This is a genomic window from Candidatus Izemoplasma sp. (assembly GCF_982632705.1).
This window is the reverse complement of the sequence record NZ_CEXEES010000001.1, coordinates 54,130-67,372: the sequence shown is the minus strand read 5'-3', so window position 1 is coordinate 67,372 and position 13,243 is coordinate 54,130. Positions and strand designations below refer to the sequence as shown.

Below are 13,243 nucleotides of genomic sequence, written 5' to 3'. Positions count from 1 at the left end.
GTTTCACCAGAGGTGAATCGCTGATAATTTCTTTTTGACATGATTCCATCTACCAAATCATCTCTTGATATTTTTCTGTCTTTGCGAAGTTGGTCAATAATTTTACCATAATTCGTTGATGGAATACTCATTAGCTCGTCTCACCAAAAGTTACAGTAAGTTCAATATTGAATACAGTTTTAATTGTATCAATATATTCTTTGGTTTTTTCATCTTCATTTAGTGTGTAAAGTAAAGTGTATAGTCTTTTTAAAGTGATTATCATTTCATCTTTTTGATCCAATTTCATATGCGATAAAGCCTTAAAGAAAAGTAATTGGTGAAAGGTTGTAAACATCTTTAATTTCATACATTCTGAAATACCTTTATTACAGATTTCTAAAGACTGAGTATATCTAGTGAAAGTACCTAGTGATTGGGCTGTAGCCGAATACAAAGATGGTAAGAATGCTTCATTCAATCCCTTTTCCTCTAAGTTGTCTTCTAATAGAAACTTGTATAAGAATTTAGCGATTGTATCATCCTCAAGTTTTGAGAAATGTAGATTCAAAATCACAAGAACATTCAATTCTATGAAATTCAATACTTTGAAATTCAGTATCTCGGGATAATTAATCAATGATATTAGATTTCTAATCGCATCCTCTTGAGACATGATTTTAAGTTGTCGCTCTAAATCTATTTTCAAATAGTCATAGAATGTTGTCATATATGAGGATTCAATCTTATTTCTATTGATAGCAGTCAACTCTTTGTAAGCTTGTTGATCAGAGTTGGATTGCATTAATTGATATACATGATGGATCTTTGTATATTTACCTTCACCACGATGTCTAGATATTTCCCTAACAGTGAAATAATCTAAACTCAGCTTATCAATTAGTTTCCCTAATTTATCATTTGATACATTTACTTCTTCAGCAACAAATCTTTGATAATTTCTGACACTCATTACTTCTTCGCATAAGTCCTCTCTCGACATTTGGCGATCTTGTCTTAATTCATCAATGATTTTTCCCATATTACTGTTTATCATATTAGTTCCCCCTAAAATCAGTTATTTTCTTTTTCTACCTAGACCAATGCGGTCGTTTAGTTTCATAATTTTTTTGTAAGCTATTTTATTTGCTGCATCTCTACCTTGGTCTAATATTTCATCTAACTCATTAGAGTTTAATAATTGATGGTAACGATTTTGGATTGGTTTTAGTTCTTGATAAACAACCTCACCTAAATCCTCTTTGAACTCTTTGTACCCTTTACCTTTGTATGTCTCAGTTAACTCATCAAATGATTTACCTGAAATAACAGAATAGATAGTCATTAGATTTGAGATACCTGGTCTATTATCTGGATCGTACTCAACAGTACCTAATGAATCTGTCACTGCACTTTTAATTCTTTTCTTGATGATATTCTCAGGATCAAGTAAATTGATTCTAGATTTCTCATTGTTATCTGATTTACTCATTTTTTTAGTGGGTTCGTTTAACGACTGAATTTTAGCCCCGACTTTTGCGATTAAAGGTTCAGGTACTGTGAATATATCGTTGTATTTGTTGTTCACTCTTTGTGCGATATCTCTGGTTAATTCTAGATGCTGCTTTTGATCTGTACCTACTGGTACAAAATCTGGATCATATAAAAGTATATCTGCAGCCATTAGTGTAGGATAACTAAATAGTCCAACAGTAACACCGGCTTCTTGTTTTCTTGATTTCTCTTTGTATTGTGTCATTCTTTCTAATTCTCCAATATATGAATTACATTGTAGAATATATGCGAGTTGTGAATGTGCTGGAACTTCACTTTGGATGAATAAATTTACTCTTTTCGGATCTAATCCACAAGCAACATAAAGCGCAGCCAATTCTTTGATTTTGGCTCTTAAATACTGTTTGTCTTTATGAACAGTTATTGCATGTAAATCAGCAATAAAGATATAAAACTCATAATCAGGCATTTCATCCTGTAGTTTTACAAAGTTCTTTACACTTCCTAAGTATGTTCCAATGTTTAGTGAACCCGTTGGTTGGATTCCCGATAATATTCTTTTCATATTAATCACCTTCTTATATATTATATAAAAAAGTCCGTCCTAATGAAAGGACGAACTTATTCGTGGTACCACCTTAATTTCCTAGTAAACTAGGCTTAAACCTTTAACGCAGGTATACGGACATTATTAGTGTCACTCATAGATCCATTCATATTAGTCATTATGTTTAGTTCTCACTAGCCTAAACTCACTTTATTAATGTTAAAAATATTACTAATTCTAATCAATGTTTTTATTTGTAAAAATAATACAATAATTATTCTTTTAATGCAACCTCTAATTCATCTATTAAACTGTTTAATCTATTTACTACAGCCATAAATGGTTCTTTGGTTGTTAAATCTACTCCAGCTTTTTGAACTTGTTGAACTGGATAATCGTTTCCACCAGATTTAAGTAATCCGATATGTTTCTCAATGTTTTTAGGATCTTCTTTAACCATTTCATATAGTTTTAATGATGCTGCAAAAGAAGTGGCATATTGATATACATAGAATGGTGTTGCGAATAAGTGAGGAATATAAGCCCAAACATATTCTTTACCATTTTCTTTGGTTATATCTATATCATAGAACTTTTTATACAAGTCTATCATAATATTACTTAAAGCTTCATGTGTGATAGGTTGTCCTTGTTCCGCTAATTCATGTGCTTTTAACTCATAGGCTGCAAATAATGTTTGACGATAGAATGTTCCAAGAATATCATCAATTGATTGTTGCAATAATTGAATTTTATCTTCTTTTGTTGCTTTTGCGTTTTTAATGAAGTAATCAAGAAGATTGTGTTCATTAAATGTTGATGCAATTTCAGCAACAAATATTGTATAGTTTTGTGTAGCTACAGGTTGTGCTTCTTCACTAAACATACTATGCATACTATGTCCAGCTTCATGAGCAGTAGTGAATACACTATTTAATGTATCATCATAGTTTAATAAGATGAAAGGATGTTCATTTAAAGCACCCCAGCTATATGCACCAGTTTGTTTACCTTCTTGTTCAAAGACATCAACATATCCGTCTTCTAAAGAGCTTTTTGCTTTAGCGTTGAACTCATCCCCTAAATGTGCAACAGACTTAAAGAACAAGTCTTTAGCTTCATCATAAGTGAATTTAGTTGAACCTTCAGCTAGGCTCATGAAACGATCATACGTTTTATGGTCTTCTAACCCTAGATAATCTTTTCTGATTTTGTAGTATCTTTTAATTGGATCAGTATTTTCAGTAGCAACTGCAACCAAATTATTATATACATCTAATGGAATGTTGTTGCTAAATAAATATGACTCTAAACTTGATTCATATTTTCTGTTTTTCATTGTAGCAATATCTCTTTGTAGGATAGTATTATAGATTTGAGCATATGCGTTTTTATGATCTTTGTAAGAACTAAATACTGCTTCAAATACAATTCTTCTATCTTCTGCATTCCCCAAGTCTGCAAGATAACTTCTATAGTTTCCTGATGTAATAGAGATTGTTTCTCCTGATGTTAATGTAACTTCTTTATCTACTTTATCTCCGACTGATAATGCAGAATAGATTTCATTACCTTTAGATGCAAGTTGTGAGTAATTCGCTAGAATTCCTTCACTTTTTTCATCTAAAACGTGTTCTTGATTTCTAAACAATTTTTCAATGCTAAATGAGTATTCTTTCAACATTTCGTCTTGTTCTAAGAATCCCTCTACAGTTTCTTTCCCAACTGCGAGTAATTCAGGTGAATCAAATGCTGTAACTTGATTTAATCTAGATAATTCAAATGCAACTTTTTGAACTCTAGCTCCATTGCTAACAATTTTTCTGTTTAAATCAAAAGTTAAATGTGCATATTGATACACTTTTAATAACTTAACAGCTAAATCTTTTTGTAAAGAGTAGTATTTTTTAAATGATTTGAATTCTCCTAGTTTCCCTTTGAATTCTCCTGATTCAGTTATCATTTCTTTCAATAATTCGAAGTCTTTTTCCCAATCTTCGACTGTTTTATATAAGTTTTTTAGATTCCATTTCATAGTTGATTCCTCCTTATGACTTTTTATATTATATCATAATATAAGCAAACAAAAAAGAAAACGCCATCATTTTAAAATTAAAGTTGCATACCAAATCATTTATGCTATAATTAAAGTACATCAAGGACTACATTATAAAATTTATAAAAAAGGGGTGATCAATATGATTCAAATTTATACAACACCTAGCTGCTCTTCATGTAGAAAAGCAAAGAAATGGTTTGAAGAACATCGTATTGAATATCGTGAAAAAAATATCTTCAATATTAAGCTTACAAGAGATGACATTTTCTTAATGTTAAGAAACACTGAAAATGGTTTTGAAGACATCATTTCTACAAGATCTAAAGTATTCCAAGAGAAAAATTTGGATATTGATGACATGACTATGAGTGAATTAACTAATTTCATTATTAGTAACCCTAGTGTTTTAAGAAGACCTATTATCATCGAAGATAATAAGTTACAAGTTGGGTATAACGAAGATGAAATAAGAACATTTATTCCAAAAAGACTTAGAGAGATCATCATGTGTACAAATTGTACAAACGGAGATGACTGTGATTATAAAAATGCATTAGATATTTACTTCAGAGAATTACAAGAAAAAGAAGATAGAGCACGAGCTAGTTAAGGTTAACTTTAGGGTTAACCTTTTTTATTTGATACCATATAAAAGAAAACGTTCTCATTATAGGGCTATTAGTTGTTTTTTTAAACCAAAGGATTTATAATAAGAGTGAATTTAAAATATTAGGAGGAATTTATAATGGCTATTAAAGTTGCTATTAACGGATTTGGAAGAATCGGTCGTTTGGCTTTTAGATTAATGAACGAGAATCCAGATTTTGAAATCGTTGCACTTAACGATTTAACAGATGCTGACACGTTAGCATATTTACTTAAATACGATACTGCACAAGGAAGATACAAAAGTGATAGTGTATCTGTAGATGGAGACAACATCGTTGTTGACGGAAACCCAATCAAAGTTTATGCTCAAAGAGATCCTGAAGATTTACCTTGGGGAGAACTTGGAGTAGAAGTTGTATTAGAATGTACAGGTTTCTTTACTTCAAAAGAATTAGCAGAAAAACATATCAAAGCAGGAGCTAAAAAAGTTGTAATCAGTGCTCCAGCAAAAGGTGACATTAAAACAGTTGTTTACAATGTTAACCATGACATCTTAGATGGAACTGAAACTGTTGTAAGTGGTGCTTCATGTACTACAAACTGTTTAGCTCCAATCGCACAAGTTTTAGATGAAAACTTTGGTTTAGTAAAAGGATTCATGACAACTGTTCATGCTTATACTAATGACCAAAATACTTTAGATGCACCTCACGCAAAAGGGATCAATGCCCGTCGTGGTAGAGCTGCAGCAGCAAACATCGTACCTACTTCAACAGGTGCAGCAGTAGCTGTTGGTAAAGTATTACCTAACTTACTAGGAAAATTAGACGGTATCGCATTACGTGTACCAACTGTAACTGGTAGTTGTGTAGATTTAGTTGTTGAATTAGAAAAAGAAGTTACTGTAGAAGAAATCAATGCAGCTATGAAAGCAAAAGCTTCAGCTACATTAGGTTACACTGAAGATCCAATCGTATCATCTGATACTATCGGAATTGAGTACGGAACTTTATTCGATGCACAAATGACAAGAGTTATGACTGTAGACGGAAAACAAATGGTTAAAATTTTAACTTGGTATGATAATGAAATGTCATACACTGCACAAATGGTAAGAACTATTGCTCATTTAGCTGCTGGATTAAAAGGATAATTAAAAAAAGAACTAATAAAAAAAACTCACAAGTAATTGTGAGTTTTTTATTTGCCTGAAAATCCAAACCATAATAGATCAAACGTAGAACGAATGAAATCATCCTCATCCTCAACATTGTTATTCAAAATAAAATTACATGTAGCATGGATTGCATTATCAACATAATACATCGAGTACTCAGGATATCGTAAACAAATAGTATCGGGAGATATTGCCTTAATCAATGTTTCACGGAATTTAGTATATGATCCCATAATTTGCTCGTACTTAAGTAAGTTCATGAATGAAGAATGTGTGAACAACTCCAAGTATTGAAATTCATTAGGATTTTGCAACGCCCATTTTATAACTGCAGTCCACATTGATAATAATTTATCATGGAAACTATCATAATCTCTAATTAATTCTAAGTAAACATGTTTAGAGTGGTGTTTAATATCTTCATATATTGCAAGTATCAATTGCTCTTTAGTAGGGTAATAGTTAAATAGTGTTCCAACACTTACTTTTGCCTTCTTGGCAATCAAGCTTGTTGGTGTGTTGTGAAAACCTCTCTCATTAAACAACTTCATAGCTGTAAATAAAATGATTTTTCTTTTATTTTCACACATAATACATTCCTTCTTTCGTGCATTCCAAGTAAAATCATACTCCTCAAAAATTATATTGTCAATAGAAAAAACATAGAAAATACAGATATTTTTAAATGTAAGTACTTTCATTGACCGATTATCAACTTTAATCTGTAAAATTAATGATTTTCCACCATATATAATAATAAAGAACTAGAATTACTAAAATATATAAAGTGACTAATCAGTCACTTATCCGCTTATTAAAGTGTTTTAAGACGATTTATAGACTCTGAATATTTTTTTGAATTATTTTGAAATAGACATGAAGCCCCATATAAGAACTATACCGACCTATGACTGTTTAGTCAATCAAAAAATAGCTCTTGTTTTATGAAAAAACAGGAGTATAATCACAATTGTTGAGTACCCACAAATGGATGATTAAACAGGCAAAATACGTATTGCCATGTTTTCAAGGAGATGATTAAAATATTACTATTAAATACAGGAGTCAACACAGATCTTGCAATGGTTTTGTGTGATTTAGGATTGATATTATTTACAGGTTTTATATTTGGAAGATTATTTGAGGCTATAAAGATACCCTCAGTAACTGGATATTTGGTAGCCGGATTATTTTTAGGACCAATAACCGGATTAATTAGTTTAAATGACTTATCTCATTTTGCTATTATATCAGATTTAGCACTTGGGTTTATTGCCTTCCAAGTTGGTAATGAACTTTGGTTTGGTAAACTAAAAAAAACAGGATTAAAAATAGTGATTATAACAGTTATTCAAGCATTGTTAACAACGTCACTAGTTATATTCGCAACAATGTTCTTTGTTGATATAAGTATTGCATTAGTTTTAGGAGCCATTGCAGCAGCAACCGCACCAGCCCCAATAATGCTGATAATCAAAAAATATAGAACAAAAGGAGAACTTACAGATACTATTGTACCTGTAGTAGGTCTTGATGATGCTGTAGGAGTAGTGATGTTTGGTATTCTATTATCTATTAGTATTAGTCTAATTGGAGTTTCTGAAGTTTCATTAACAACATGGCAACTGATCAAAGAACCTTTATTAGAGATTGGATTAAGTATTTTAGTAGGTGGAGGTATTGGGATTGCATCTGGAATCGCATTTAGATATTTTCAGAATAAATCAGATTGTGAAGAAGTAAACTTAAATGTGATAAACATAACTGTAATTTTTACAACAGGATTAGCAATACTATTAGGGGCATCACCAATACTAACACCCATGGTAGCTGGAACTGTTGTAACTAATATGATAAACAAAGAAGCATACATCTTAGAAGAAGAAACAATACGGTTCTTTATCCCACCTCTAATGATTCTATTCTTTACCATCGCAGGAGCCCAACTTCAGTTTGATGTTGTCTTCAAAATGGGAATGGTAGGGATTGCATATATTGTGTTTAGAATTATAGGAAAAATGCTAGGTGGTTATATAGGAGCATCTCTGGTTAAATCAGGTAAAAACGTAAAACGATATTTAGGTGCAAGCTTATTACCACAATCAGGAGTGGCAATTGGATTATCCGTAGCAGCATATAACGAATTTCAACACGTAAATATTGAATATGCATTGGTAATTAAAAACGTTGTATTGGCCTCAGTATTATTCTTTGCATTAACAGGGCCAGTATTAGTAAAAATAGCTTTATTTAAAGCAGGAGAAACTAGAACAGAATTAAAGGAGAATGATGTAAAATGGAAAAATACAAAAGCTTTACAGCAATAACAAATGAGTACCTAGATGGTAAATTAATAGAACTAGATATGAAGTATGATAAAGAAGATGAAATTCATCTTGAAATACTATATAAATTTAATGATTTTATGAAGTTGGTTTATGAAGTATCTGTGGATACTAAAACAGAAAAAGTGAATTTTCTATCACATGGTTCAAACGGTTCATTTGATAAAGTGCGATTAACAAGAGACATAAAATTTGAAACTGCGGTTTCAAAAGTATTCTTTTCTCATTAAAGACTCACACATTTGTGAGTTTTTTTATATCTTTATTAATTAAGCTTTGATATAATTCATCTAAAGAGGTGATTACTATGACAAATAAATTTGATAAACGTAGAGAAGAATTACTGAAAAACATTAAAAATAGTAGTGTATTATTGCTAGATTCAGGAAAAGCAAAACACAAAACTACAGATCAATATTTTCACTACGTTCCAAATAGAAACTTTTTCTTTTTAACAGGGTTACAATGTGAAAACATGAAACTAATGTTAATCAAACAAGAAAAGAAAACGATGCAATTTTTATTCATTGAGGAAACCACAGAATATATGAAACAATGGGTTGGAGAAAAAATGAGTAAAGAGGAAGCAAGTAAAATATCAGGAGTTGAAATATCAAATATTCATTATCTAGACAAATTTGATACGTACTTCAGATCATTGATGACATTTGCAAGAGGACTTGGAGTGAAACCACCTAAGAACCTATATCTCGATCTTTATAGAATTAATTCAAAAGATGAACCAGTTGCACATACAGAATTTAAAACAGTATTATCACTATACAAAGAATTAAAAATCAGAAATCTGAATGAGCATGCATCTTATTTAAGAATGTTCAAATCAAAAGAAGATATAGTGAGCCTTCAAAAAGCAATTGATATAACTGAAGTCGCTTTAAATAGAGTAATGGATTCTGTTAAAATTAGAGACAATGAAGCTCAAGTACAAGCAGATTACATACATGAAATCACGCTGCAAGGAAGCGAAGGATATAGTTTTAACACAATTATGGCAAACGGAGTTAATGCAACAGTTCTTCACTATGAAGAGAATAACAGCCCTCTAGTAAAAGAAAACCTAATTCTATGCGATTTAGGAGCATTGTATAATAATTATGGTTCTGACATAACAAGAACATATCCTGTGAGTGGAACATTCTCAAACAGACAAAAACAAATTTATGAGATAGTTTTAAAAGCGAATAAAGAATCAATCAAATATATTAAACCAGGTATAACATGGAAAGAACTTAATGATTACGCAAAAAGCATCCTAATTGAAGGAGCAAAAGAATTAGGAATCATTAAAGAAGATATTGAAATCAATAAATACTACTATCACTCAATTGGACATTTCCTTGGGTTAGATGTTCATGATGTTGGACAATATGATTTACCTCTTCAAGAAGGAATGGTTATTACAATTGAACCAGGACTTTATATTAAAGAAGAAGGTATCGGAATACGTATTGAAGATGATATATTGGTTACCAAAGATGGGTACGAAAACCTTAGTAAAAACATAATCAAAGAGATTAAAGATATTGAAGAGTACATGAGCTAATCATGTACTCTTTTTTTGTTTATTTATCAACATATTCACCCTCATTCTATGGTATAATTCAAATAGGTGATTATCATGAATTATATACAAGGTATCGTAAAAGTAATTGTCTTTCATAGCGAAGACAATGCATTCACTATTTTAAAAGTTAAAATAACAGAATCTACAGAGAATCTGGATATTTTTATGTACGATGATACAGATTACCTAACCATTACAGGATACTTCCCAGCACCAATGAGAGGGGAAGAAATTAAATTCTTTGGAACATTCAAAGAACACCCTAAATTTGGAAAACAATACGTCGTTAAGAACTATGAAAAGGTTAGTGAGACATCAATCGCAGGTCTTGTAGAATACCTATCAAGTGACCTTTTTAAAGGCGTTGGAATTAAAACGGCTATTAATATAGTACAAGTACTTGGAAAAGACACAATTAAAAAGGTAATCGAAAATAAAGACATACTAAAAACGATTCCCAAATTAAATGAAAAACTACAAGAAGTTATTTATGAAGGTATTATCGAGAACAAAGCAGCAGAAAATACATTAATAAAATTATACGGTTATGGAATCACTCCAAAAATCGCAATGAAAATATATAAGTTTTATCAAAATGAAACAGTCGCAGTAGTGGAAAGAAATCCATATCAATTAATCTACGACATTGATGGAATCGGTTTTGAACGCGCAGATGATATTGCTAAAAAACTTGGAATACCAGAAGATGATCCTTTACGTGTGAAAGCAATGATTATATATCTATATAACTATATGGGTATTAATTACGGACATACATTCCTATATGTAGAACAACTTATAGATTTTCTATTAAAAGGATTAAACAAATCAAAAGAGCTGGTAACAGAAGATGCTGTTCTTAAATATCTAGCTGAATTGGTTCAGGACAAAGTATTCTATAAAGAAGATGAGATAATTACATTAGGTAGCATTCATTATGCTGAAAACCAAATTGTATCAAAAGTAAAAGAGTTATCAGACAATATAATTGATATTGATTCAAAAAAGGTAAATCAATATATCGATTTGTTTGAACAAGTGAATGATATTACGTATACAAAACTACAGAAAAAAGCAATCCACAGTGCGCTTCAAAGTGATATGTTTATATTAACTGGAGGTCCAGGGACAGGGAAAACTACTGTAATTAATGGTATTGTTTTCGTGTATTGTAAATATCATCAAATCCCAGTATTACATGACAATACTCTGTTTGATGTAAAACTAGTTGCTCCAACAGGACGAGCAGCAAAAAGAATGAATGAATCTACAAATCTACACGCTGAAACAATTCACAGATTCCTTAAATACAGTTATGATGGTAAATTTGAGCATAATAAAGATAATCCTGTAGAAGGAAAAGTAGTCGTTATCGATGAAGCGAGTATGATTGATGTGTTTCTTGCTTCACAACTATTACAATCCATTCCCAAAGGGACCAAGGTTATAATCGTTGGAGATGAAGATCAATTACCAAGTGTTGGACCAGGACAAGTTCTTAAAGATTTAATAGAAAGTGAAATGATTGATTTTGTACGTTTAAACACAATCCATAGACAAGCACAAGATAGTCATATAATTTCACTTGCACATAGCATAAATCAAGCATCAATTCCCGAAGATATCGGAACAAGTTACGAAGATAGATACTTCGTTCCTGAAAGTGCCTCTAATCTTCAATCTAGAATCATAAACGTAATAGATTACATGCACAATCAAGGGTACAATGTCTATGAAGATGTTCAAGTTCTAATTCCAATGTATAAAGGGACTACCGGAATTGACAACATGAATAGAGTAATCCAAAATGCATACAATAAAAACACTGAGAAAGTTCTAAAGCATGGAGATCGTGAATTTAGAGTTGGCGACAAAGTTATTCAACTAATGAATCAAATTGAAGACAATATAATGAATGGTGATCAGGGTAGTGTTGAAGCAATTGTTGATGGTGGCTTGGTAGTTTCATTTGGAGACAATCAAGTAAACTATAAAACAGGAGACTTAATAAACATAAAACATGCTTACGCTATGAGTATCCATAAATCTCAAGGTAGTGAATACAAAGTAGTTATATTACCAATATTTAAGAACTATCATATAATGCTTAAAAGAAAACTTATCTATACAGCCATAACAAGAGCAAAAGAAAAACTAGTCATCATTGGTGATATTAACGCATTACGCTATGGAGTTGAAAGTGTAGAAGGGTTAAGACAATCTACGTTAAAAGAACAAATTCAAAATGCGATACTTGTAAAAGAAGAACCAAAACAAAACAACGCAAAAGTTATCTATGATAAATCAGTTCCATTCGAGTTTTTAGGTGAAACATTCGGTGAAGAAATCTCACCATATGATTTTTTGGATAAAGAATAATAAAACTATTGCAAATCATTATTTTATCTAGTAGTATTAAAGTAGCTTTTTAAATTAGTCCAGAGAGACTTATAAGAGTTCATAGTGTTTTCCGAGGAAAGCTCATATTTTTACGAACTTATAAATTCTTTTTGGTCTAAGATCAAGAAGAATTTTTTGTATATAATAGGAGGAACTATGAAAAATTTATTTACACTTTCTGATCTTGAGACTCAAGAAATCAACAACATTATCGATGAAGCAATCGAATTCAAACAAGGAAAGGAATTCACAGAACTTAAAGGAAAAAAAGTCGTGAACCTATTCTTTGAGAATTCAACTAGAACACATTACAGCTTTATTAAAGCAGAACAGAACCTAGGAATGATAGAAACAAACTTCAACGCAGAGGCATCTTCAGTAAAAAAAGGAGAAAGTCTGCACGACACAATTAAAACATTTGAAGCTCTTGAATTTGATGCATTTGTAATTCGTCATCCTCAAAACAGGTATTTTGAGCAATTAGAATCAATCAAAGTACCAATGCTAAACGGTGGAGACGGAACTGGTAATCATCCAACTCAATCGTTATTAGATTTAATGACAATTAAAGAGGAATTTAAAACATTCAAAGATTTAAAAGTTACTATCGTTGGAGATATTAGACACAGTAGAGTAGCACATACAAATATAGAAGTGATGAAAAGACTTGGAATGAAAGTATACATAAGTGGTCCAGAGGAATTTGATGATGGATCAAGTCAGTACATCCCATTTGATCAAGCCGTAAAAGAAATGGACGTTATCATGTTATTACGTGTTCAATACGAACGACATGGTTATCAAATGACATTAACAAAAGATCAATACTTAGAAAACTACGGAATGACAATGAACCGTGTGAAACAAATGAAACAATCATCAATTATTATGCACCCTGCTCCATTCAATAGAAAAACAGAAATAGATGATGATGTAGTTGAATGCGAAAAATCAAGAATATTCCCACAAATGACAAACGGTGTTTATGTAAGAATGGCAGTTCTTAAAAGAGCATTTGAGGTATAAA

Annotated in this window: 11 protein-coding genes and 1 other annotated feature; of the genes, 7 read left to right on the top strand and 4 right to left on the bottom strand. The window is 31.1% G+C overall.

Features of this window, described 5'->3' with window-relative positions:
- Window positions 1–130 precede the first annotated feature (130 nt).
- The 3 genes from AC2LE6_RS00355 to pepF all read right to left on the bottom strand — a co-directional run bounded on the left by AC2LE6_RS00355 (window position 131) and on the right by pepF (window position 4,076).
- On the bottom strand, window positions 131–1,036 hold the full coding sequence (locus tag AC2LE6_RS00355) for a helix-turn-helix domain-containing protein (protein ID WP_484477240.1): 906 nt from the start codon (window positions 1,034–1,036) through the stop codon (window positions 131–133).
- A 21-nt stretch (window positions 1,037–1,057) separates the two neighbouring features.
- A complete protein-coding gene (gene trpS, locus AC2LE6_RS00350; protein ID WP_484477239.1) occupies window positions 1,058–2,059 on the bottom strand; it encodes a tryptophan--tRNA ligase in 1,002 nt (333 codons plus the stop codon).
- Window positions 2,060–2,102: 43 nt separating this feature from the next.
- Window positions 2,103–2,295 (bottom strand) — a binding site (T-box leader).
- A gap of 20 nt (window positions 2,296–2,315) precedes the next feature.
- Complete coding sequence (gene pepF, locus AC2LE6_RS00345; protein ID WP_484477238.1) at window positions 2,316–4,076, bottom strand: oligoendopeptidase F; 1,761 nt, start codon at window positions 4,074–4,076, stop codon at window positions 2,316–2,318.
- Between the two features lie 163 nt (window positions 4,077–4,239).
- Between pepF and spx the strand changes: the two genes are divergently transcribed.
- Both spx and gap read left to right on the top strand, forming a co-directional pair.
- Window positions 4,240–4,710, top strand: coding sequence for a transcriptional regulator Spx (spx, locus tag AC2LE6_RS00340; protein ID WP_484477237.1), 471 nt, complete (start codon window positions 4,240–4,242; stop codon window positions 4,708–4,710).
- Between the two features lie 135 nt (window positions 4,711–4,845).
- Window positions 4,846–5,862 carry a type I glyceraldehyde-3-phosphate dehydrogenase gene (gap, locus tag AC2LE6_RS00335; protein ID WP_484477236.1) on the top strand — a complete coding sequence of 339 codons (1,017 nt, stop codon included), beginning with the start codon at window positions 4,846–4,848 and terminating at the stop codon, window positions 5,860–5,862.
- Window positions 5,863–5,909: 47 nt separating this feature from the next.
- Here the strand turns inward: gap and AC2LE6_RS00330 are convergent, their stop codons facing one another.
- Window positions 5,910–6,476: a TetR/AcrR family transcriptional regulator gene (locus AC2LE6_RS00330; RefSeq protein WP_484477235.1), complete on the bottom strand. Its 567-nt coding sequence runs from the start codon at window positions 6,474–6,476 to the stop codon at window positions 5,910–5,912.
- Between the two features lie 444 nt (window positions 6,477–6,920).
- Here AC2LE6_RS00330 and AC2LE6_RS00325 point away from each other — a divergent pair, with 444 nt between their 5' ends.
- The 5 genes from AC2LE6_RS00325 (at window position 6,921) to AC2LE6_RS00305 (ending at window position 13,242) form a co-directional block, all read left to right on the top strand.
- Window positions 6,921–8,213 carry a cation:proton antiporter gene (locus AC2LE6_RS00325; RefSeq protein ID WP_484477234.1) on the top strand — a complete coding sequence of 431 codons (1,293 nt, stop codon included), beginning with the start codon at window positions 6,921–6,923 and terminating at the stop codon, window positions 8,211–8,213.
- Entirely contained in the window at window positions 8,183–8,461 is a 279-nt protein-coding gene (locus AC2LE6_RS00320; RefSeq protein WP_484477233.1) for a hypothetical protein, read from the top strand. Before AC2LE6_RS00325 ends, AC2LE6_RS00320 begins: the two co-directional genes overlap by 31 nt.
- Before the next feature lie 77 nt (window positions 8,462–8,538).
- A complete protein-coding gene (locus AC2LE6_RS00315) occupies window positions 8,539–9,795 on the top strand; it encodes an aminopeptidase P family protein (protein ID WP_484477232.1) in 1,257 nt (418 codons plus the stop codon).
- A 75-nt stretch (window positions 9,796–9,870) separates the two neighbouring features.
- Complete coding sequence (recD2, locus tag AC2LE6_RS00310) at window positions 9,871–12,195, top strand: SF1B family DNA helicase RecD2 (RefSeq protein ID WP_484477231.1); 2,325 nt, start codon at window positions 9,871–9,873, stop codon at window positions 12,193–12,195.
- Window positions 12,196–12,372: 177 nt separating this feature from the next.
- The gene (locus AC2LE6_RS00305; RefSeq protein WP_484477230.1) at window positions 12,373–13,242 is read left to right on the top strand and encodes an aspartate carbamoyltransferase catalytic subunit; all 870 of its coding nucleotides are present in this window, start codon (window positions 12,373–12,375) and stop codon (window positions 13,240–13,242) included.
- Window position 13,243: the final 1 nt, after the last annotated feature.

Bases quoted from the DNA above. Each gene is read 5' to 3' on its own strand.
- AC2LE6_RS00355 (WP_484477240.1), bottom strand. From the start codon at position 1,036: ATGATAAACAGTAATATGGGAAAAATCATTGATGAATTAAGACAAGAT.
- trpS (WP_484477239.1), bottom strand. From the start codon at position 2,059: ATGAAAAGAATATTATCGGGAATCCAACCAACGGGTTCACTAAACATT.
- pepF (WP_484477238.1), bottom strand. From the start codon at position 4,076: ATGAAATGGAATCTAAAAAACTTATATAAAACAGTCGAAGATTGGGAA.
- spx (WP_484477237.1), top strand. From the start codon at position 4,240: ATGATTCAAATTTATACAACACCTAGCTGCTCTTCATGTAGAAAAGCA.
- gap (WP_484477236.1), top strand. From the start codon at position 4,846: ATGGCTATTAAAGTTGCTATTAACGGATTTGGAAGAATCGGTCGTTTG.
- AC2LE6_RS00330 (WP_484477235.1), bottom strand. From the start codon at position 6,476: ATGTGTGAAAATAAAAGAAAAATCATTTTATTTACAGCTATGAAGTTG.
- AC2LE6_RS00325 (WP_484477234.1), top strand. From the start codon at position 6,921: ATGATTAAAATATTACTATTAAATACAGGAGTCAACACAGATCTTGCA.
- AC2LE6_RS00320 (WP_484477233.1), top strand. From the start codon at position 8,183: ATGGAAAAATACAAAAGCTTTACAGCAATAACAAATGAGTACCTAGAT.
- AC2LE6_RS00315 (WP_484477232.1), top strand. From the start codon at position 8,539: ATGACAAATAAATTTGATAAACGTAGAGAAGAATTACTGAAAAACATT.
- recD2 (WP_484477231.1), top strand. From the start codon at position 9,871: ATGAATTATATACAAGGTATCGTAAAAGTAATTGTCTTTCATAGCGAA.
- AC2LE6_RS00305 (WP_484477230.1), top strand. From the start codon at position 12,373: ATGAAAAATTTATTTACACTTTCTGATCTTGAGACTCAAGAAATCAAC.